At 41.3% G+C, this 22322-nt stretch carries 19 protein-coding genes and 1 tRNA gene; 12 read left to right on the forward strand and 8 right to left on the reverse strand.

Annotated elements, in window-relative coordinates:
- The first annotated feature begins 59 nt into the window (after window positions 1-59).
- Window positions 60-872 carry an adenosylmethionine decarboxylase gene (gene speD, locus H5160_RS13750; RefSeq protein ID WP_024597058.1) on the forward strand — a complete coding sequence of 271 codons (813 nt, stop codon included), beginning with the start codon at window positions 60-62 and terminating at the stop codon, window positions 870-872.
- Between the two features lie 51 nt (window positions 873-923).
- On the opposite strand, the gene H5160_RS13755 is transcribed toward speD, so the two are convergent.
- On the reverse strand, window positions 924-2267 hold the full coding sequence (locus H5160_RS13755; RefSeq protein ID WP_182724807.1) for a M24 family metallopeptidase: 1344 nt from the start codon (window positions 2265-2267) through the stop codon (window positions 924-926).
- A gap of 133 nt (window positions 2268-2400) precedes the next feature.
- On the reverse strand, window positions 2401-3684 hold the full coding sequence (locus H5160_RS13760) for an aromatic amino acid transport family protein (RefSeq protein WP_182712482.1): 1284 nt from the start codon (window positions 3682-3684) through the stop codon (window positions 2401-2403).
- A 451-nt stretch (window positions 3685-4135) separates the two neighbouring features.
- Here H5160_RS13760 and H5160_RS13765 point away from each other — a divergent pair, with 451 nt between their 5' ends.
- Together H5160_RS13765 and H5160_RS13770 are read left to right on the forward strand one after the other, a co-directional pair.
- The gene (locus H5160_RS13765) at window positions 4136-4933 is read left to right on the forward strand and encodes an alpha/beta fold hydrolase (RefSeq protein ID WP_182724808.1); all 798 of its coding nucleotides are present in this window, start codon (window positions 4136-4138) and stop codon (window positions 4931-4933) included.
- Window positions 4934-5318: 385 nt separating this feature from the next.
- Window positions 5319-5804 carry a hypothetical protein gene (locus H5160_RS13770; protein WP_165723695.1) on the forward strand — a complete coding sequence of 162 codons (486 nt, stop codon included), beginning with the start codon at window positions 5319-5321 and terminating at the stop codon, window positions 5802-5804.
- 131 nt (window positions 5805-5935) lie between these two features.
- Here H5160_RS13770 and cysQ read toward each other — a convergent pair whose 3' ends face one another.
- The 6 genes from cysQ to cysG are packed head-to-tail and all read right to left on the reverse strand — an operon-like array spanning window position 5936 to window position 12898.
- Window positions 5936-6706, reverse strand: coding sequence for a 3'(2'),5'-bisphosphate nucleotidase CysQ (cysQ, locus tag H5160_RS13775; RefSeq protein WP_182724809.1), 771 nt, complete (start codon window positions 6704-6706; stop codon window positions 5936-5938).
- A 9-nt stretch (window positions 6707-6715) separates the two neighbouring features.
- Window positions 6716-7309, reverse strand: coding sequence for an adenylyl-sulfate kinase (cysC, locus tag H5160_RS13780; protein WP_008133444.1), 594 nt, complete (start codon window positions 7307-7309; stop codon window positions 6716-6718).
- A gap of 32 nt (window positions 7310-7341) precedes the next feature.
- A complete protein-coding gene (locus H5160_RS13785; RefSeq protein WP_182737767.1) occupies window positions 7342-9066 on the reverse strand; it encodes an SLC13 family permease in 1725 nt (574 codons plus the stop codon).
- A 31-nt stretch (window positions 9067-9097) separates the two neighbouring features.
- The gene (gene cysN / locus H5160_RS13790; RefSeq protein ID WP_182737769.1) at window positions 9098-10522 is read right to left on the reverse strand and encodes a sulfate adenylyltransferase subunit CysN; all 1425 of its coding nucleotides are present in this window, start codon (window positions 10520-10522) and stop codon (window positions 9098-9100) included.
- Window positions 10522-11421: a sulfate adenylyltransferase subunit CysD gene (gene cysD, locus H5160_RS13795; protein WP_002958873.1), complete on the reverse strand. Its 900-nt coding sequence runs from the start codon at window positions 11419-11421 to the stop codon at window positions 10522-10524. The genes cysN and cysD overlap by 1 nt, the downstream gene beginning before the upstream one ends.
- Window positions 11422-11470: 49 nt before the next feature.
- The gene (gene cysG / locus H5160_RS13800) at window positions 11471-12898 is read right to left on the reverse strand and encodes a siroheme synthase CysG (protein ID WP_024603341.1); all 1428 of its coding nucleotides are present in this window, start codon (window positions 12896-12898) and stop codon (window positions 11471-11473) included.
- A 450-nt stretch (window positions 12899-13348) separates the two neighbouring features.
- On the opposite strand from cysG, the gene deoC reads away from it, so the two are divergent.
- The 9 genes from deoC (at window position 13349) to rpoB (ending at window position 22300) form a co-directional block, all read left to right on the forward strand.
- On the forward strand, window positions 13349-14092 hold the full coding sequence (deoC, locus tag H5160_RS13805) for a deoxyribose-phosphate aldolase (RefSeq protein WP_182724811.1): 744 nt from the start codon (window positions 13349-13351) through the stop codon (window positions 14090-14092).
- 148 nt (window positions 14093-14240) lie between these two features.
- A tRNA-Trp gene (locus H5160_RS13810) sits at window positions 14241-14317 on the forward strand.
- A gap of 132 nt (window positions 14318-14449) precedes the next feature.
- The gene (secE, locus tag H5160_RS13815) at window positions 14450-14827 is read left to right on the forward strand and encodes a preprotein translocase subunit SecE (protein WP_002958877.1); all 378 of its coding nucleotides are present in this window, start codon (window positions 14450-14452) and stop codon (window positions 14825-14827) included.
- Between the two features lie 4 nt (window positions 14828-14831).
- The gene (nusG, locus tag H5160_RS13820) at window positions 14832-15395 is read left to right on the forward strand and encodes a transcription termination/antitermination protein NusG (RefSeq protein ID WP_002958878.1); all 564 of its coding nucleotides are present in this window, start codon (window positions 14832-14834) and stop codon (window positions 15393-15395) included.
- A gap of 214 nt (window positions 15396-15609) precedes the next feature.
- A complete protein-coding gene (gene rplK, locus H5160_RS13825; RefSeq protein ID WP_002958879.1) occupies window positions 15610-16038 on the forward strand; it encodes a 50S ribosomal protein L11 in 429 nt (142 codons plus the stop codon).
- A 3-nt stretch (window positions 16039-16041) separates the two neighbouring features.
- A complete protein-coding gene (rplA, locus tag H5160_RS13830) occupies window positions 16042-16746 on the forward strand; it encodes a 50S ribosomal protein L1 (protein ID WP_002958880.1) in 705 nt (234 codons plus the stop codon).
- A gap of 323 nt (window positions 16747-17069) precedes the next feature.
- Complete coding sequence (gene rplJ / locus H5160_RS13835; protein WP_002958881.1) at window positions 17070-17564, forward strand: 50S ribosomal protein L10; 495 nt, start codon at window positions 17070-17072, stop codon at window positions 17562-17564.
- 76 nt (window positions 17565-17640) lie between these two features.
- Window positions 17641-18003: a 50S ribosomal protein L7/L12 gene (gene rplL, locus H5160_RS13840; protein ID WP_002958882.1), complete on the forward strand. Its 363-nt coding sequence runs from the start codon at window positions 17641-17643 to the stop codon at window positions 18001-18003.
- Between the two features lie 271 nt (window positions 18004-18274).
- Window positions 18275-22300, forward strand: coding sequence for a DNA-directed RNA polymerase subunit beta (gene rpoB / locus H5160_RS13845; RefSeq protein WP_024597281.1), 4026 nt, complete (start codon window positions 18275-18277; stop codon window positions 22298-22300).
- Window positions 22301-22322: the final 22 nt, after the last annotated feature.

Here is a 22322-nt window from a genome sequence, read left to right on the forward strand (position 1 = left end):
AATCCGCGAACTTTTCATTCTGCAGGTGCAGAACCCACTAATTTATAGGTTGGTTTATTATGAACAAACCCTTCGATAAACTTAAACTTCATGGCTTTAACAATTTAACCAAAAGTTTAAGCTTTAGTATTTATGATATTTGTTACGCAAAGACCGAGCAACAACGTAAAGAATATATTGAATATATCGATGAGCAGTACAGTGCAGATAGACTAACCGATATTTTAGGTGAAGTTGTTGATATTATTGGTGCTAACATTTTAAATGTAGCGCGCCAAGATTATGAACCGCAAGGCGCAAGTGTAACTATTTTGGTTTCAGAAGAACCAGTAGAAGAGCAGCAAAATTACGATGCTGACGAAGCACCAGGCCCATTACCTGATTCAGTTGTTGCACACCTAGATAAAAGCCACATTTGTGTACACACATACCCAGAAGCTCACCCTGATGATGGTATTTGTACATTCCGTGCTGATATTGAAGTATCTACCTGTGGCATTATTTCGCCACTTAAAGCGTTAAACTTCTTAATTCATAGCCTTGAGTCAGACGTAGTAACAATAGACTACCGCGTTCGTGGTTTTACCCGCGACATAAACGGTGTTAAGCACTACATTGATCATGCTATTAGCTCGATTCAAAACTTCATGACAGAAGATACAAAAGAAGCGTACCAAATGATGGACGTGAACGTGTATCAAGAAAACCTGTTCCATACTAAAATGATGTTAAAAGAAACCGACTTAAATACCTATTTATTCGGCCTTTCTACTGATGAGTTATCGGACGAAGAAGAAGACGAGATCCGCTCTAAGCTGACTCGCGAAATGCAAGAAATATTCTATGGCCGTAACCTGCCAGATACAGAATAATAGCAACGAATTAAATTAAAAATGGCGCTCAGTGAGCGCCATTTTTTTGCTTTATTTTACAAGCAATAATTGTGTTTGTCGGCCATTTAAATACCAGACACCGCTTTTATCAAAAATAGCATCTTCCTCTAGCATTATTCTTATTTCTTTATTCCACTGCTTTATAAACACCGCATTGTTAAGCTCAATTGAGTAAGCTGTATTTAAATGTAGCGGATAGTCCCCATCTCCCGGTACACCTTGCTGAGAGTCCCACATACCTAATGTAGTACCAGCAGCATGACCATGATAGCCAAGAGGATGAGTATAAATAGTGGGTTTTAATCCCTGAGCAATAGCGGCTTTTCGTGCTGCAGCTAAAACTTCATTACCGGTTTTTCCTACCGCAAATTGATTGGTAAATATATCTTGGAGTTTATTACCGCTTTTTAGTGCTTCAACTAAGTAACTAGGCGCACTCGTTTCGTTTTCTTTGAGCACATACGCATGCTGCTGCGTGTCGGTATTTAAACGCAAATAAGTAATCCCAAAATCGACATGAAGCAAGTCACCGGCTTGTATAACGTTATCATCGTAGCCATTAGTGAAGCTTTCTTCATGATTAAACGACTTCGTATCGGCGCGCTGAATAGCAACGCTTGGATGAAACCATGTTTGTAGTTTTAGCTCTTTTACACGCTCTCTAAACCACCATACCAAGTCATCGCTAGTTGTTTCACCCACCGTAATTGTTTTACCCGAAAACCCCTCTGCAATAATATGATGGGCAATAGCCACAATATGTTTATACATTTTAACTTCTTCAGGAATGCGTTGTTCTAACCACGCAACAGCAAGCGGCTCTGCAGAAATTATTTTATTATGATAAGTGGCGGGTAAGTTAGCCATTAAGGTTTTGTAATCGCCTAGCACAAGGCCATCGGCATGTGCCCAGTCGGTAGAAGTATTAAGCGCAATGTTGCGAGGTTTGTATTGCTCAATAAGCGTATTGAGTGCCTGCCACTGGCTAGGTTGTGTTTGCTTATCCCAGCCTTTTTTAAATACATTACCTATTTTATAAGGCGCAATAGCGTAAGCATCAACCCCACCTTGTTTATTAAGAGCAAATAGCAAAATAGTGGTGCGTCTGGCTGAAAGCCATGTTGCAGGCAGCATTGTTTTTAATATTGGATCTTCATTGTATTCGCGGCTTATAAGAAGCCACATATCAGTGTTGTGCTGCTTCATTAACGAGGGCATTAAGCTATTGATTCTAAGCTCAGTTATTTTATCTATAAACGCTGCGCGCTCTTTCATTGATAGAATTGTTGGAGATTCTGAAGCTTGAACTAAAGGGTTTACAAATAGTGTTGCGAGCAAACATGCGCTTATTAGTAATAATTTATTGTATTGCATAGTTGGGCTATTTTTAGGCTAATTTGTACTTAACATGCCAGAACCCACACTATAAAAAAATAATTTGAGACAAAGCGTACAAACAAAAAAGCCCAGCTAATTAAATTAGCTGGGCTTTTGAATATATAGCGTATTAATTAATCATGCTGTAAATAAGTGCAAATACAGCAAGTGAGCCAACCGCTAATATAAATAGCGTGCTTAATCGGTTGCGGTATTTATGAAGTGCAGGCACTTTATAAACTGCAATCATTGGCATGATGAATAAAATCATTGCGATGATAGGGCCCGATAACTGATCCATCATGTCTAAAATACTTGGGTTTTTAACAGCGCAAAACCAAATAGCTAAAAACATAATTAGCACACCAATTTTATCGGCCGCTTTTGCGCTTAAGCTTGTTTGTTTAGTTACTAAACCCGTAAAGCTCTCACGTGCCCCTAAAAAGTGACCCAAAAACGACGATGTAATAGCAATAAAGGCAACAAGCGGCCCAAGTGTGGCAATAAACGAGTTATCAGTAATATTAGCAAGGTAGGATAAAACCGATACGTTAGCGGCTTTAGCTGCGGCCATTTGCTCGCCTGTAAGCGACAACACGCAAGAGAACACAAATAACAGTACAAAGGTAATAAGTAGTAAGCTAGTGCGCTTTAAAATCGCCTCAGACTTATGTGTAGCTTGTTCACCGTAGTGACCGCGTTGCACGTTTACAAAGCTTGAGATAGCCGCTGCGTGGCTAAACGAAAACACAATAATAGGAATCGATAACCACAACGTTTTACCAAAGCTGCCCATTTCAGGCAGTGTCATATCTGGCATTTGCCAGCTTGGGATTAAATAAAGTGATAAAAAGAACAATATACCCACAAGCGGATAAACTAAAATAGCAAAGGCACGCAGCATTAAGCGCTCTCCGCCCATCATTAAGCTAATCATACCTGCAACTAATACACCCGAAAGCAACACGCGAGAAGGTGATTCCATCCCCATTTGATTAACCATAAAGCTATCAACGGTATTGGTTAAGCCCACACCGTAAATAAGCAAAATTGGGAATATAGATAAAAAGTACAATAAAGAAATTAACCGCCCCGCAGTCACACCAAAGTGTTCTTCAACTACATCGGTAAAATCGGCATCTTTATTTTTTGATGAAAGTACAAAACGCGCTAATCCACGGTGTGCACAAAAGGTCATTGGAAATGCTAAGCATGCCAAAATAATTAACGGCCAAAAACCGCCAATACCAATGTTAATAGGTAAAAATAAAATACCCGCACCAACGGCGGTACCAAAAAGGCTTAAAGTCCACTGCGTATCGTGCAGGTTCCATTTAGAAGTGGGTGTGTTTGAAGGTGTGTGTGCACCTTTTGTTGATGCATTTGAAAGCGTTGCATCTTGAGATGTTGTCATGTGTGTGTTTATCCATTATTTAAATAATAATCGCGCGCAAGAATATAGTTTTTAGCTAAAAATTTCATGTTTTGAGAGGATTTGTAGACTAATTAATTAGACCAAATTGAAGGGTAAGTGTCATGAATACGAAACAGCGGTGTAAAAGTGAGCAAAAGCCTTAAATGGCAAGCCACATTATAGAGTTACTGTACGGGGTAGGTTGGTTAGTTGGAGCGAAACCCAACACGCTATAGTGTCACGCGAGCAGCAAAGCCGAGGTAGGCGGTTTTCATAACGTAAAAATAGGGGAAGGTCATTTTTATTGGTTTTCATTTAAAAATCAGAATCTGCCCCGAAAAGCTGTTAAGTAGAAGCCATTGATCTGAACTTCATAAGAGATTTTTATTAAACTCCGTTATACTTCCTGCAATTGAATATGCCAAACGAAGTAAATAGGCCACTAACTGCAATGAGCAAAGAGATTCTCTTCCATACTACTTTTGCGCACGAAACCAGTAAAACATGGGTTGTATTTGTCCATGGAGCAGGTGGTAGTTCGGCAATTTGGTTTCGTCAGCTTAAAGCCTATAAAAAAGAATATAATGTATTGCTGCTAGATCTTCGTGGTCACGGTAAATCGAATAACTTAGTACAAAACTTTGTTGATAATAATTATTCATTTAATAATGTCTCTAAAGACATCATTGATGTGTTAGATCATAACTATATCTCCAGCGCACACTTTGTTGGTATTTCATTGGGTACAATTCTTATTCGAAATATTGCTGAAATTGCGCCGCAATATGTTTCTAGCATGGTGCTAGGTGGAGCGGTTACTCGTTTTAATACGCGCAGTAATACATTGGTTTATTTAGGTAATACTTTTAAACACTTCTTGCCTTATATGTGGCTGTATCGCTTATTTGCTTTTATTATGATGCCGAAAAAGCGTCATAAAGAATCTCGACTTTTGTTTGTTCGTGAAGCAAAACGCTTGTGCCAAAAAGAGTTTATAAAATGGTTTAAATTAGCCATGGACGTAAATCCTTTAATGCAATATTTCAAAGAAAAAGACATTGATATTCCCATTCTGTACATTATGGGTAAGGAAGATCATATGTTCCTTGGCCCTGTTAAAGAAATGGTTAAGCGTCATAAAAACAGCGTACTGCAAACTATTCACCATTGCGGCCATGTCTGTAATGTGGAACGCCCTGACTTATTCAATCAGCACTCGCTTGCGTTTATCGCCCAGCAAAATCGTTAAGGGTTGTTGCTTTTAAAAAGTGTGCAATGAGGGGTAAGTACTTAGTAAATTGGATTAGATCATTCTTTTTGGCTTTCGTCCTAAACTAAAAACAAGACCTAAAGTAGTAAAACCCAACACGCCATAGCTCCCGCCAACTCTTACTTTATTTTATAGTTTTTTAGATTTTATCTGAGTAGGTGTGGCAACGGATATCTAGAAGCTTGAGTGTCCTTACTTATTAGGTTTATTTAATTAATAATTATTACTTAACTAATTAAGGGGGAATAGTATGAGTAATAATTCAATAAAGTGGTACGAGAAACCAAGTGGTATATTAGCGTTAAATACTTTAGGTAGCATAATTGCTGCATTCATTTTTACAGTAATATTTTAAAGGTTGGCTATGAAGAGTAAATATCTAGATATTAATGAGCAAACCATTAATGAATTAGAGGAGGCGTGGAAGTACCTCAATAAACATTTTTATAGTGAGTTAAATTTAGAAAGTAATCGCCCTATAGAGTCGGAAAATCCACTTGGTAAACTTGCATATTTTATGGAATTTGGGATTTACCCACCACCTGAATTACTACTAAAAATATCAGAGATTTATGAAGTGTATATGTTACAAGCTGGTAAAGTTGATCTTGAAGAATCATTTTATGGGAAGCCCATTAAAGGTATTGGAAACTTTTCTGGGCGAGAAGCAAAAAAGGAAGACGTTAAATTTTTAGAGATGACATTATCTATGGAAGCCATTGGTAACAAAAAGAAAAAACGTTCGCAATATGAAATAGCCGAAGAATATTTGAGAGCTAAAGGCTCTGACGAAGATCCCGAACACTTGTTAAGAAAGTTGCGAAGATACAGAAATAAGCCTGCAAACTAGAGGCATATAATAAGCGCTTTCAACAGGGTAATAGTCTTCTCAACGTGTAGTTGTCACCTTTTCATAATATGAAGAGAAAAAGCTACCAATTGTCTTTTTAACAACTGATAGCTAACCACTCAAAACTGCTCTTATCCCTCTAAAGCCGAAACCACAAAATACGGATTTAAGTATTCATCTTTGGTGTTATAAATAAGCGGGCTGCCATCAAGCTTAGTGACTTTAGCACCGGCTATTTCGGCGATGGCATGGCCTGCGCCTGTATCCCATTCGCAAGTTGGACCTAAGCGCGGGTAAATATCGGCGCTGCCTTCGGCGACTAAACACAGCTTTAGTGAGCTGCCTTTAGACACCATTTCAACCTCATCAAAGCGTTTTACAAACTCGGCTAAATCGGGTGATGGGTGCGAGCGGCTGCCTACAACTCGAATTAACCCTTTGTTAGGTTTAGTCGTTACTTTAAGCTCAATTCGCTCATCGCCTTTATCTTTAAATGCGCCAATGGCTTCGGCAGCTAAGTACGATACGCCAAGGGCAGGTGCATCTACTACGGCTAAAATAGGAATGCCGTTTTTAATTAGGGCGATGTTTACGGTAAATTCACCGTTCTTTTTAATAAATTCTTTAGTGCCGTCGATTGGATCAACTAACCAGTAGCTTTTCCACGTTTGGCGTAGATCCCAGCTTATGTCGGCGTTTTCTTCACTGAGTATTGGAATATCAGGTGTGAGCTGTTGAAGCCCTGCCACAATCAGTTTATGAGCTGCTAAATCGGCGTCGGTTACGGGGCTTTCATCGGCTTTGTACTCAACGTTAAAATCCTTTTCGTAAATTCCCATTATCGCTTGGCCTGCTTTGCGGGCAAGGATGAGGGTTTCTTCTAGCAGTTCGGTTTGATTCATGGGGTTAACCTATATTATGTGCTTTTGTTTTAGATACGTTATCAGTTGTGTAACCGATTGGTCTAGGGTGTTTTTACTTGTATCTAAAATTATTTCTGGATTGTTTGGCACTTCGTAGTTTGAATCGATACCTGTGAAGTGTTTTATCTCTCCAGCGCGGGCTTTTTTGTATAAGCCTTTTGGATCGCGGCTTTCGCATACATCAAGTGGGGTATCGATAAAGACTTCGATAAATTCGCCTTCGTCTACTAAGCTGCGCACCATGTCGCGTTCTGCTCTAAAAGGCGATATAAACGCAGTAAGTACTAACAAGCCAGCGTCGGTCATTAGTTTTGCGGTTTCGCCTACACGGCGTATGTTTTCAATGCGGTCTTCGTCGCTAAAGCCTAGATCTTTACACAAACCGTGGCGTACGTTGTCGCCATCGAGCAGGTAAGTGTGCGTACCTTGCTGGTTAAGCGCCGCTTCTAGTGCGTTTGCTACGGTGCTTTTGCCAGAGCCTGAAAAGCCGGTAAACCATAAAATAGCGGGCTTATGTTTTTTTTGCTCACTACGCTGTGCTTTTGTCGTTGCGTAGTTATGCCAAACTATATTTTCATCCATAGTGAGAGTCTCTTATGCTGTGAGCGCAGGTATTAAAACGGAAATACCAGCGGGATCAAGGTTAATACCGTGATTGAATAAATAATAGAAAGGGGTAAGCCCATCACTATGTAATCTTTTAAGCGATAGTTACCCGCGCTATAAACCATTAGATTAGTTTGATACCCAAATGGCGATATAAAGCTGGCTGATGCGCCAAAGGCAACCGCCATAATAAACGGTAGTGGGTCTACATTAAAACCAACCGCGAGCGAGTAAGCAACAGGGAACGACAAGGCAGCAGCTGCGTTGTTAGTTATAAGCTCGGTAAATAATACGGTCATTAAAAATATAGCTATAAACGCGCCGTACGGGCCAAAATCCCCAAGTACCATAAATAGGGCGTCGGATATTTGCCCGGCAAGTCCGGTGCCTATCATTAATTTAGCAAGGCCAATGGCGCTACCTACAACCACCAATAACTCGATAGGAAAACGGCGTTTTACTTCGTTAAGTTTTATGGTGCCGCTGAGCATTAAGCCAATCAGTAATACTAATAAGCCTTTAACCAGCGGCACTATGCCAATAATGCTTAAACCCAGTACTGCGGCAAAGCTTAGTAGCACAATATTTGATTGCTTAGGTGCAAGGTGGGCTTGTAAGTCAAACCCTGAAATATACACAAATTCGCGCTTTAAATTAGGCAAGGTGTAAAAGTTTTTGCCTGGTGCGAGTATAAGTGAGTCGCCAGCTTGTAATTGCACTTGCCCAAGGCCGCCTTGTAAGCGGTCATGTCCACGGCGAATGGCAATAACAGCAGCATGAAACTGCTCTCTAAAGCGGGCTTCTTTTACGGTTTTACCAATAAATTTTGAAGATTGACTTACGACTACTTCTACTAAGTGTTCTATGTCTTTTTGGTGATTCTCGTGCACTACTTTTAAACCGTCAAAACGGGTAAGTAATGGCACCGATTTTATGTCACCTACAAACAGCAGCACGTCGTCTTTTTGGATAATTTGCTGCGGGGTGACTGCGCAAATGCGGCTGCCATCGCGAATGATTTCAGCAAGGAATAAGTCTTTTAAATCACGCAGGCCGTTTTCTTCAACGGTTTGGCCTATTAATTTTGAGTTTGCTTGTATTTTGCCTTCTAGGTAAAAAGGCACGACTTCTTGGTCGCTTTTACCGTTGTCGGGTAAGTATTTAAGCATTGCTAAAATGGTAATTAGGCCTACGCTTAGCGCGCCTAAACCCACTAAGGTAAAGTCAAAAAAGCCTAGCGGCTCCATGCCTGCATCAACTGCAAAGCCATTGACGATTAAGTTGGTTGATGTACCAATAAGCGTAATAGTGCCGCCTAAAATAGCGGTATACGACAGCGGTAATAATAGCTTTGAAGGGGAGTGATTAGGGTTGTCTTTTATCGCGGTAATAAGCGATGCAACAACGGCGGTATTGTTAGTAAACGACGATAAAAAGGCGGTTGATAACCCCAATTTTGTTACCGATTTTACTAAACTACCTTTAGATAGCGATTGCGCTAACTTTTGAATTAGGGTGGTTTTTTCTATTGCGGTCGACACTAACACCAATAGTACTAAGGTGATAAGCGACGGGTTAGCATAATTAACCAACATGCTTTCAAGATCGATTAGCCCTGCTAAGTAGCTGGTGCCAATGGCGCTTACAAATAACCATGCTGGATTAATACGGGTGCCAAAAAGGCACCCGACTAAGGTAAGCATAATGCCTGTTAAAACGAGCTGTTCTACCATGCTTTTAAATTCCTAACAGGCTAAAGTCAACTTATAACTTAGAAATATCAAGCGCTTGCCAATGCGGAAAGTGCTTGCGTACTAAGGTGTTAAATTCAACTTCAAATTCGCTAAAGTTACTTTGCTGTGCTTGGCTTTGCAGTACTTGTTCAATCATGCCCGCAGCAACCGTTAGGTTTGATAAGCGATCGATTAGGATAAACGAGCCTGTTTCGTGATTGCTGTGGTACTCGTCTGCCAAAATAGTTTCGGTTAGTTCAAGTGTCACAATTGCAATTTCGTTTAACTGCAGTGAGTCGCTAGTGCCGTGTTCAAGCGTATTCACATCAATTGTGTAATCAATTTTTGTAACAATAGCTGAGGTGTTTTTGCTGCCTAGTTTTAGGTTATAGCTTTTACCTAATACTAATGGCGACTCATGCATCCATACAATTTTAGCTTGCAGCTGGTTAGTCACAACGGCCGTTGAATTTGCAGGTACTATTACATCCCCTCGGCTAATATCAATTTCGTTATTTAGGGTAACGGTAATTGCTTGGCCTGCTTCGGCGCTGTCCAGATTACCATCAAAGGTAACAATTTCTTTAATGCTTGATGTTTTACCCGACGGTAGTACTTTTATTGCATCGCCTACGTGTATCTTGCCTGATGTAAGTGTGCCCTGAAAACCACGAAAGTTTAAGTTAGGACGCACTACATATTGCACTGGTAGGCGCGCTTCAAAGCCTGTATCAGTTTCGGCTGCTGGCGAATCTTCTAGTAATTCAAGTAGCGGCTTGTCGGTGTAATACGGTGTATGTGCAGAGCGTGTTACTACGTTGTCGCCTTTAAGCGCCGACATAGGCACAAACTTAATGTTTGATACGTTAAGTTGCTCAGCAAATTTAAGGTAATCAGCCTTAATTTTTTCATACACGGTTTCGTCAAAATCAACGATATCCATTTTATTAACGGCAACAACAAACTGTTTAATGCCCAGCGAGTCACAAATAAAGCTATGGCGCTTAGTTTGTACTTGTACGCCGTAACGCGCATCAACCAAAATAATGGCGACATCGCTTGTTGATGCACCAGTTACCATGTTGCGCGTGTATTGCTCGTGCCCAGGCGTGTCGGCAATAATAAATTTACGCTTAGCCGTTGAAAAGTAACGGTACGCTACGTCAATCGTAATGCCTTGTTCACGCTCAGCTTGTAGGCCATCAACTAATAAAGCAAGGTCAAGATCTTCACCTGCATTACCTACTTTTTCGTTATCTTTATGAAGGGCTGCTAGCTGATCTTCATAAATTTGGTGGCTGTCGTGCAGTAGGCGGCCAATCAATGTTGATTTACCGTCATCTACGCTGCCACAAGTAAGCATGCGTAATAAGCTTTTGTCTTGTTGGCGTGCTAGGTAGGCGTCTATGCCTATTTCTTTTACTTCGTTAAATGTATCGTTATTTAGGCTAGACATTAAAAATACCCCTCACGTTTTTTCTTCTCCATTGAGCCGGCTGAATCATGGTCAATAACACGACCTTCACGTTCAGATGACGTAGATAGCAGCATTTCTTCGATGATTTCGGTTAAAGTACTGGCTGTTGATTCAACTGCACCGGTAAGTGGGTAGCAGCCTAATGTACGAAAACGTACAGATTTCATTTGCGGTACTTCACCTTCATTAAGAGGCATACGCTCATCGTCAACCATAATTAAAGTACCGTCGCGCTCAACTACTGGGCGATCTTTAGCTAGGTACAATGGCACCATTTCGATGTTTTCTTGATAAATGTATTGCCAAATATCAAGCTCAGTCCAGTTAGATAATGGGAAAACACGAATGCTCTCACCCGGATTAACTTGGCTGTTGTAGGTATTCCAAAGCTCTGGGCGTTGGTTTTTAGGGTCCCAACGGTGGTGTTTGTCGCGGAACGAATAAACACGCTCTTTTGCGCGTGACTTTTCTTCGTCGCGGCGTGCGCCACCAAATGCAGCATCAAAGCCGTATTTATCTAGCGCTTGTTTTAAGCCTTGGGTTTTCATTATGTCGGTATGTTTACCTGAGCCATGCGTAAACGGGCCTACGCCCATTTCAATGCCTTCTGGGTTTTTGTGTACCAGTAGATCAAAGCCGTATTCTTTAGCTATACGGTCGCGAAACTCAATCATTTCACGAAACTTCCAGTTGGTGTCTACGTGTAATAACGGAAACGGAATTTTTGCAGGGTAAAATGCTTTACGCGCTAAGTGCAAAAGTACCGACGAATCTTTACCAATAGAGTAAAGCATTACTGGGTTCTCAAACTCAGCGGCGACTTCGCGCATGATTTTGATACTTTCAGCTTCAAGTTGCTGAAGGTGAGTTAAAGCCATTGTTAGTCGTCCTACTAAAATGATTAAAAGTTACAAATTTAAAATTCGGTTATGTATTTGATACATCTGTTAGCGGCTGTGCAAAGCTGCTTGTTTGCTCGTTTTTCCCAAACCACGCTAGTTGCGAGTGCAGGGCGGCTACTTCGCCAATAATGAGTAGCGCAGGCGATATAATGCTATTGCGTTCAATTAAGTCGGCAAGTTCGCCTAATTGGCCTGTTACTACACGCTGATTTTTACGTGTACCGTTTTCGATAATGGCAACAGGGGTGTCGGCTTTGCGGCCATGTTTTAAAAGCTCGCTTTGTATGTGCGGCGATTTAATTACGCCCATGTAAATAGCCAGCGTTTGATTTGCTTTTGCCAGCGATTGCCAATCAAGTTCTTGACCGTCTTTTTTACAATGCCCAGTTACAAATTGAATGGCTTGTGCATGGTCACGATGCGTAAGCGGAATACCCGCATAAGCACTACAACCTGCAGCGGCTGTAATACCCGGTACAATTTGATAATTTACGTTGTTAGCAGCCAGTACTTGTACTTCTTCGCCACCACGGCCATAAATAAACGGGTCACCACCTTTAATGCGGCACACTTTTTTGCCTTGTTTAGCAAGGTCGACCAACATTTGGTTGGTATCTTCTTGAACAACACTATGATCGCCTAAGCGTTTACCTACACAAATAAGGTCAGCATCACGGCGCACTAATTCCATAATTTCGTCAGAGACTAAAAAGTCATAAACGACGACGTCGGCTTGTTGCATAAGTTGCAGTGCTTTAAGTGTTAAAAGCTCTGGATCGCCAGGGCCTGCACCTACTACATATACTTCGCCTTCAGGTTCTGCTTTTGCATCTAGCATTTGCTCTAGTTGCTGCTGTGCGGCTTGGGTATCGCCGGTTTGTACTTTACTCACGACAGATGAGTCGAACACGCCTTCCCAAAATTGGCGGCGGTCTGAAAAATGCTTAAAGCGTTTTTTTACTTTGTCTCTAAAGCCACCGACAAGTGTTGCAAGTGGGCCAATATGATGTGGAATAAGAGTTTCGAGCTTTTCGCGTAAGCGACGTGCAAGTACGGGCGCTGTGCCAGCACTTGATATAGCAATCGTAATTGGGTCACGGTCAACAATGGATGGGAATATAAACGTACATTTAGGTTGGTCATCAACCACGTTTACAAACACATTGCGGGCATTGGCAAGTTCAAATACGTTGTTGTTTACTTCATCGCGGTCGGTTGCTGCAATAACAAGCATTTTGCCATCAAGGTGCGATTCATCAAAATAAGCATCAATAAGCGTTACTTCATTATTATGTGCATGCTCTTTTAGTTCGTCGCAAAACCAAGGTGCTACTAAAGTAACGCTTGCTCTCGCTTTTAAAAACGCGCGACATTTGCGTAAAGCGACCTCTCCACCGCCAACAACCAATACTGGTTTGTTGTCGAGTTTGGTAAAGATAGGTAAATACTGCACGTTAATAAGACCCCTAAACAAATTCAAATATAAGAAAACGCTTTATTCTGATATGCAGAATATAGCGGCTATCAATAAGTAAAAAATAATTAAAACCAAGTTGATATAACCAAAAGTTATAATAGGTGGGCTTTTTAGGCCTAAGAGCTAGTTAACAAGGGATTGCGCCGAGTTACAAGTAAAATAACCAGCTTATAGTGTTTGGTTATGAGCTATAGCGAGTTTGGTTTAATTTGTTAATATGGATGCATATCAAATTTTGTACTTATACCAATTGCATTAAATTAGTGATCTATTATAGCGACGAGAAAATAGCTCAATAGCAAGGCTAAAATTATGATACATAGTTGTTCTATATAAATAGTTTTTAACGTAGTTAGTGCGTTATTTAATACGCTAAAATGATCATGTTTTTAATAAAATTGGTATTACATAAGCAACGGAGCTCTAATGACACAACACCAAAAAGATGCCGCATTAGCAGTCGCACTGATGGATTTAACAAGCTTAAACACCAGCGATACCACCAAAAGCATTCAAGCACTTGTTGATAGCATAAATCCTACCTTAGGCACGCCTGCCGCTGTATGTGTTTATAGCGACTTTGTTGATGATGCAAAAATAGCACTCGCAGCGCGTGAGCTTAACCATGTTAAAGTCGCAACAGTTACTAACTTTCCAACAGGTGATGCACCACTGAGTGATGTAATTAACGAAACACTTATTGCTATAGAGCGCGGCGCAGACGAAATTGATTTGGTTATTCCTTATAAAAAACTAATAGCGGGCGATGCTCAAACTGTACTTAGCTATGTAAGCGAAAGTAAAAAAGCGTGTGGGTCGCGCGCGCAGCTTAAAGTAATAATAGAAAGCGGCGAGCTAAAAACCGACGCGCTTATTACTCAAGCCACGGAGCTTGCAATTGAAGGCGGTGCTGATTTTGTAAAAACCAGTACGGGTAAAGTAGCTGTAAATGCCACGCTTGAATCAACAAAAACTATGCTAACAGCCATTAAAAACTCAAATAAACGTGTGGGCTTTAAAGCGGCTGGCGGTGTTAAAACAGTGGCCGATGCTAGTGATTATTTAGCGCTAGCACGCGCAATAATGGGTGATGATTATTTGCAAGCAAATACATTTAGGTTTGGCGCTTCAAGCTTGTTAAGTGACGTTTATAAAACCATAGGGAAATAATCAATATCTTTGGATTGTAGGTTTATCTAACCGATTAAATTATTAGCAGTTTAAACAATAATGTAATTAATTAATTAGATTTTCCAATGTGGGTATCTTTTAGGCTTGTGTTAATGAACTGCGTAAGTATAATAGGCATCCACTTTGCAGGGGCGTAGTTCCAATTGGTAGAACAGCGGTCTCCAAAACCGATGGTTGGGAGTTCGAATCTCTCCGCCCCTGCCAGTTTTACTTGTTATTTGAGTAGTCTGAGATTAAAAACCGGTTTAAATTAAGTCTGTTTTTAAGTTTAGATTTTAATGGATTAACCCTGCCGTAGTGTAGGGTTGTTGTGTCTGTAGTTAAGGTAATAATATTATGAGCACGAATGTAGAAACACCATCAAGTGCGATGGAGTCAGTAAAGTGGTTAGTAGCAATCGCGCTACTTGCAGGCGCAGTTGTTGGTAATCACATGTATGCAGATCAATCTGTATTACTACGTGCTATTGGCGTTGTTGTTGCAATAGCGGCCGGATTAGCAATTGCCTCGCAAACATTTAAGGGACGTAACTTTCTTGCTTTCGCTAAAGAAGCTCGAATTGAAGTACGCAAAGTTATTTGGCCAACGCGCCAAGAAACTACCCACACGACATTAATTGTAATGGTTGCAACAGTGATTATGGCACTTATCCTTTGGGGATTAGATGGCATTTTATTCCGCGCTGTAGGCTTTTTAACTGGATTGGAGATCTGATCCCATGTCGGATGAGAACGAGAACAAAGAAATTAAGTTACGTTGGTATGTAGTACAGGCCTTTTCTGGTTACGAAAAGCGTGTAGCTCAAACGTTAATTGAACATATTAAAATCGAAGGTCTAGAATCGAGCTTTGGTGAGATATTAGTACCAACTGAAGAAGTTGTTGAGATGCGCGCTGGCCAAAAGCGTAAATCTGAGCGTAAATTCTTCCCAGGTTATGTATTAGTACAAATGGATATGAATGACGCAAGCTGGCACTTAGTGAACAGCACAGAACGCGTTATGGGCTTTATTGGTGGTACGTCTGATCGTCCTGCTCCTATCAGCCCTAAAGAAGCTGAGCGCATTCTTAATCGCCTACAAGAAAATGCTGAAGCACCTAAACCTGCTACATTATTTGAACCAGGTGAAGTTGTACGCGTTACAGATGGTCCATTTGCAGATTTCAGTGGTGTAGTTGAAGAAGTTGACTACGAAAAGAGCCGCGTAAAAGTATCTGTACTTATTTTTGGTCGTTCTACGCCAGTTGAGCTTGAATTCGGTCAAGTTGAGCAAGATAAGTAATTGATTAAAAAAGCTTCGCTAATTTTTATTTAAATTTTGGCATGAAGCTTGAAAAAGGCCGCTGATTAACTTATAATCAGCGGCCTTTTTGTATTAAGGTAAAATTTATTTTTTACTGTGCAAAAAGTACGAAACCAATTTTTAAACTGGGAAGCCGTTAGAGTACGCGTCCTCGCGCGCACAAGGCTGAGACCCACCAAATGAGGTATTTATAATGGCTAAAAAAGTTGAAGCTCTAATCAAGCTACAAGTTGCCGCTGGTATGGCTAATCCTAGTCCTCCAGTAGGTCCTGCACTAGGTCAACACGGTGTAAACATCATGGAATTCTGTAAAGCGTTTAACGCACGTACAGAGTCTATCGAAAAAGGCGCTCCAGTTCCTGTAGTGATCTCTGTTTACGGTGACCGTTCATTTACGTTCGACATGAAAACGCCACCTGCTGCTTACTTACTTAAGAAAGCTGCTGGTATCAAGTCAGGCTCAGGCCGTCCTAACACTGATAAAGTAGGCACAGTAACTCGTGCTCAACTTGAAGAAATTGTTGAGACAAAACGAACTGACCTTACAGCTGCCGATATGGACGCAGCGGTTCGCACTATCGCAGGTTCTGCGCGTGCGATGGGCTTGAACGTAGAGGACTAAGAAATGGCTAAATTAACTAAACGTATGCGTACTATCCGCGAAAAAGTGGAAGTAACTAAAGATTACGAAATCAATGAAGCAGTTGCTCTTTTAAAAGAGTTAGCGACAGCTAAATTCGTAGAAAGTGTTGACGTTGCCGTTAACCTTGGTATCGATGCTCGTAAATCTGATCAAAACGTTCGTGGTGCTACTGTACTACCTAACGGTACTGGTCGTGACGTTCGTGTTGCTGTATTCACACAAGGCGCTAATGCAGAAGCTGCAAAAGAAGCCGGTGCTGAATTAGTAGGTATGGAAGATCTTGCTGAACTAGTTAAAAAAGGCGAGATGAACTTTGACGTTGTTGTTGCATCACCAGACGCTATGCGTGTTGTTGGTCAACTAGGTCAAATCTTAGGCCCACGTGGTCTAATGCCAAACCCTAAAACTGGTACTGTAACGCCTAACGTTGCAGAAGCAGTTAAAAATGCTAAAGCAGGTCAAGTACGTTACCGTAATGACAAAAATGGCATCATCCATACTACTATTGGTAAGGTTGATTTCACTGCAGAGCAGTTACAACAAAACCTTGAAGCTCTAATTGTTGCGCTTAAGAAGGCTAAACCTTCTCAAGCTAAAGGTGTTTACTTGAAGAAAGTAACTATCTCTACAACAATGGGCGCAGGTGTTTCTGTTGACCAAAACACTTTAAGCACTATTGTTGCTTAATTGAGTGTTTACATGGCGTGAAATTTGTACTATAATTTCGCGCCATTTTGTTGATTAATTTATTAATTTGCAAAGTAAAGAATTCGGGTTGAAGTCCATAATTTCGTTAAGCCTTCGGGGTTAACGATAAATTGGGCTTCCGTCCAAGACCGTAGGTGGCTTCGGCCTTAATATTCACCTACGTAGACGGTGTAGACCCCAGATAGATTTTTCCTAATCCTTCTGGCTCTCGCCGTAAAAAGCATCTCTACCTTGTTTGGTAGGGAAGAGTAGAACAGGGGAATCCGATAATCGGTACCCCCATTAAACCAGGAGTAACACCCATGGCTTTAAATCTTCAAGGCAAAAAAGCAATAGTTGCTGAAGTCAACGAAGCAGCCAATGGTGCTCTATCTGCAGTTGTTGCAGATTCTCGTGGTGTAACAGTTGGCGCAATCACTGCCCTTCGTAAAGAAGCTCGTGCAAATGGTGTTTGGATGAAAGTTGTCCGTAACACTTTAGCAAAACGTGCTCTTGAAGGAACAGATTTTGAGTGTCTTTCTGATTCATTTGTTGGTCCAAGCTTAATCGCTTTCTCATCAGAGCACCCAGGTGCTGCTGCGCGTATCTTTTCAGATTTCGCGAAAAAGAATGAGAAATTCGAGCTTAAAACGGCCGCTTTTGAAGGAAATGTTGTTGATGCAGCAATGCTTGCTACATTACCTACATACGATGAAGCTGTTGCACGCTTAATGAGTGCTATGAAAGAAGCGTCTGCTGGCAAATTGTGTAAAACAATTGAAGCAGTACGTGTACAGAAAGAAGAGCAAGCTGCTTAATTTTAAGCTGTTTAATCTCACTTTCGGTGTAAAATTTATTTGGACTTAATGTCCGTTAATTATTAGGAAATTTGTAATGTCTGTATCTAAAGACCAAATCCTTGACGCAATTGCTGAAATGTCAGTAATGGACGTTGTTGCTCTTATCGAAGCAATGGAAGAAAAATTCGGCGTAACTGCTGCAGCTGCAATGGTAGCTGGTCCAGCTGCTGAAGCTGCTGAAGAGAAAACAGAATTTGACGTAATCCTTACTGGCGCTGGCGCTAACAAGGTTTCTGCAATCAAAGCTGTTCGTAGCGCAACTGGCCTAGGCCTTAAAGAAGCGAAAGCTCTTGTTGAAGCTGCTCCTACACCTGTTAAAGAAGGTGTATCTAAAGAAGAAGCTGAAGCACTTGCAAAAGATCTTACTGAAGCTGGTGCTGAAGTTGAGGTTAAGTAATTTAGCTTTTGCTAAGTTCGCTGCCTGAGAAATCAGGCAAGGGCTGGTGATTATTTAATCACCGGCCTTTTTGCGCTATAGAGTGATGCACTCTTTTAGTTCAAATAAAATCTGATTTTTTCTTTACTTTCAACGCTTTATAGTTTGCTAGTGTTAAAGTGGGATCTAATTAGAACAACAGTTAAATGTTGTAAAATCTTGGCATAGCTGCCAGTTAAGTCTGTTCTTACAAGAACAGGTCGGGTCAAAGATCAGCAAGCTGAGGAACCCCATGGCTTACTCTTATTCTGAAAAGAAACGTATCCGTAAGGATTTTGGTAAACGTCCACAAGTTTTGGATATACCTTTTTTACTGTCTACACAGTTAGAATCGTTTAAAAAATTCTTAGTGCCGGACGCTGATGGCGATCATGGTTTGGAAGCTGCCTTCCGTTCTGTGTTCCCTATTAAAAGCTACTCGGGAAATTCTGAGCTTCAATACGTAAGTTACCGTATTGGTGAGCCAGTTTTCGATGTAAAAGAATGTCAAATTCGCGGTGTGACTTATTCTGCTCCACTTCGCGTGAAACTGCGTCTTGTTGTTATGGACAAAGAAGCACCAGGCACAGTTAAAGACATTAAAGAGCAAGAAGTTTACATGGGCGAAATTCCGCTCATGACAGATACCGGTACTTTTGTAATCAATGGTACAGAGCGTGTTATCGTTTCTCAGCTACACCGTAGCCCTGGTGTATTCTTTGATAACGACCGCGGTAAAACCCATTCATCGGGTAAAGTATTATATAACGCACGCGTTATACCTTACCGTGGTTCATGGTTAGACTTCGAATTTGATGCAAAAGATAACTTATATGTACGTATTGACCGCCGTCGTAAATTACCGGCGTCTATCATCCTACGTGCACTAGAGTATTCTAGCGAAGAAATCCTAGATATGTTCTTCGATAACACTACGTTTGAAGTAACGAATGGTAAAGTTCTTATGGAACTTGTACCTTCGCGTTTACGTGGTGAAACTGCCGCTTTTGATATCAAGAGCGAAGACGGTGAAGTATTTGTTGAAAGCGGTCGTCGTGTTACGGCTCGCCACATCAAGAGCATCGAGAAGAAAGGCATTAAGCAATTAGAAGTACCACATGAGTACATCATTGGCCGTATTGTAGCTAAAAACTATGTTGATGAGTCAACTGGTGAAGTTATTGCAAATGCAAATGACGAGCTAACTCTAGAGCTAATGGCTGAATTGGTTAAAGCCGGTCACACTAAAATTGATACTTTATATATCAATGAAGTGGACAGCGGTGCTTACATGTCAAATACATTGAACATTGACTCTTCAAGCAGCCGTTTAGAAGCACTAGTAGAAATTTACCGCATGATGCGCCCAGGCGAGCCACCGACGAAAGACGCGGCTGAAGCCTTATTCCAGAACTTGTTCTTCTCTGAAGAGCGTTATGACTTATCTACTGTAGGTCGTATGAAGTTCAATAGCCGTGTTGGTTACGATACAGACACAGGCCCAGGCACATTAAGCAAAGAAGACATCGTGTCTGTTATGAAAGTATTAATTGCTATTCGTAACGGTCAAGGCGATGTTGATGATATCGATCACTTAGGCAACCGTCGTATACGTAGTGTTGGCGAAATGGCTGAGAACCAATTCCGTGTTGGTCTAGTACGTGTTGAACGTGCTGTACGTGAGCGTTTAAGCTTAGGTGACCTTGACGCGATAATGCCACAAGATCTTATTAACGCTAAGCCTATTTCGGCAGCGGTTAAAGAGTTCTTCGGCTCGTCTCAGTTATCACAGTTTATGGACCAAAATAACCCACTATCAGAAGTTACGCATAAACGTCGTATCTCTGCATTAGGTCCGGGCGGTCTAACTCGTGAACGCGCAGGCTTTGAAGTACGTGACGTTCACGTAACTCACTATGGTCGCGTATGTCCAATCGAGACTCCTGAGGGTCCAAACATCGGTCTAATTAACTCGTTGTCTACGTACGCACGTACAAATGACTACGGTTTCTTAGAAACACCTTACCGCAAAGTGGTAGATGGTGTTGTAACTGATGAAGTTGATTACTTATCAGCCATTGAAGAAGGTCAGTTTGTTATCGCACAGGCGAACTCAAACTTAACTGAAACCAATGAGTTTGTTGATGAACTTATTCCATGTCGTCACAAAGGTGAATCTACCTTTATGGGTCGCATGGACCAGCAGTATATGGATGTATCACCACAACAGGTGATCTCTGTAGCGGCAGCACTTATCCCGTTCCTAGAACACGATGATGCTAACCGTGCATTGATGGGTTCAAACATGCAACGCCAAGCAGTACCAACATTGAAAGCGGATAAACCGTTAGTAGGTACTGGTATTGAGTTAACACTAGCGAAAGACTCTGGTGTAACTATCGTTGCTAAACGTGGTGGTGAAGTAATGTATGCTGACGCAAGTCGCATCGTTGTAAATGTACATGAAGAAGAACGCATCCCAGGTGAAGCGGGCATCGACATCTACAACTTAACCAAATACACACGTTCTAACCAAAATACATGTATTAACCAAAAACCAACTTGTATGGTTGGCGAACCGGTTACTCGTGGTGACGTGTTAGCAGATGGTCCTTCGACTGACTTAGGTGACTTAGCCCTTGGTCAAAACCTTCGCGTGGCATTCATGCCATGGAACGGTTACAACTTCGAAGATTCAATCTTGTTATCAGAGCGCGTAGTTGAAGAAGATCGTCTAACGACTATCCATATTCAAGAACTACAGTGTGTTGCCCGTGATACTAAATTAGGTCCTGAAGAGATCACTGCAGATATCCCGAATGTGGGTGAATCTGCGCTAGGCAAGCTTGATGAATCAGGCGTTGTATATATTGGTGCTGAAGTTAAAGGCGGCGATATCCTAGTAGGTAAAGTGACTCCTAAAGGCGAGACACAGCTTACACCTGAAGAGAAGCTACTACGTGCTATCTTCGGCGAAAAAGCGTCTGACGTTAAAGACAGCTCTTTACGTGTACCAAACTCTGTAACTGGTACTGTAATTGACGTGCAAGTTTTCACCCGTGATGGTGTTGAAAAAGATAAACGTGCGTTAGAAGTTGAAGATATGCAGCTTCGCGAAGCGAAGAAAGACTTCAACGAAGAGTTCCGTATTTTAGAAGCAGGCGTTTTAGACCGTGCACGCAAGCTACTTATAGCTGCTGGTTTTGATGAAGAAAAACTTGCATCTCTTAATGCTGAAAAAGTACTTACGCAAAGCCTTGCTGAAGAAGACAAGCAAGCTGAGCTTGAGCAACTAGCTGCACAGTACGATGAGCTTAAAGCTGAATACGATAAAAAGTTTGAAAACAAACGTCGTAAAATTACCCAAGGTGATGATTTAGCACCAGGCGTACTTAAGATTGTTAAAGTATACCTAGCTGTTAAACGTCGTATCCAACCGGGTGATAAAATGGCGGGTCGTCACGGTAACAAAGGTGTTATCTCGACTATCGTACCAGTAGAAGATATGCCTTACGATGACAAAGGTCGTACGGTAGATATCGTATTGAATCCACTAGGTGTACCATCGCGTATGAACATCGGTCAGATCCTTGAAACACATATGGGTCTTGCTGCACGTGGTATCGGTGAACGTATTGAAGAGATGATGAAAGAACAACGTGAGCTTCATGAGCTACGTGAATTCATCAAGCAAGCTTACGAAATTGGTGAATCTCGCCAAGTTGTAGACATTGCTAGCTTCACTGATGACGAAATTCGTCGTCTAGCTGAAAACTTAAAAGGTGGTTTACCAATAGCTACTCCTGCATTTGATGGCGCGAAAGAAAGCGAAATCAAAGACATGCTTGAGCTTGGTGGATATCCTCGAAGTGGTCAGGTTACACTTTATGATGGCCGTACTGGCGATCAGTTTGAACGTCAAGTAACTGTTGGTTACATGTACATGCTTAAACTTAACCACTTGGTTGACGATAAGATGCACGCACGTTCTACTGGTTCTTACAGCCTTGTTACTCAGCAGCCGCTGGGTGGTAAAGCACAGTTCGGTGGCCAGCGTTTTGGTGAGATGGAAGTATGGGCACTTGAAGCTTACGGTGCTGCTTACACTCTACAAGAAATGCTAACAGTGAAATCGGATGACGTGAACGGTCGTACTAAGATGTATAAAAACATCGTTGATGGTAACCATAAAATGGAACCAGGTATGCCAGAATCGTTCAACGTATTGTTGAAAGAAATCCGCTCACTGGGTATCAACATCGAGTTGGAAGAAAATTAAGCCAATTAGATGCTGCAGTTAA

The sequence above is a fragment of the Pseudoalteromonas sp. SG43-4 genome (assembly GCF_014164325.1).
Lineage (GTDB): Bacteria > Pseudomonadota > Gammaproteobacteria > Enterobacterales > Alteromonadaceae > Pseudoalteromonas > Pseudoalteromonas distincta.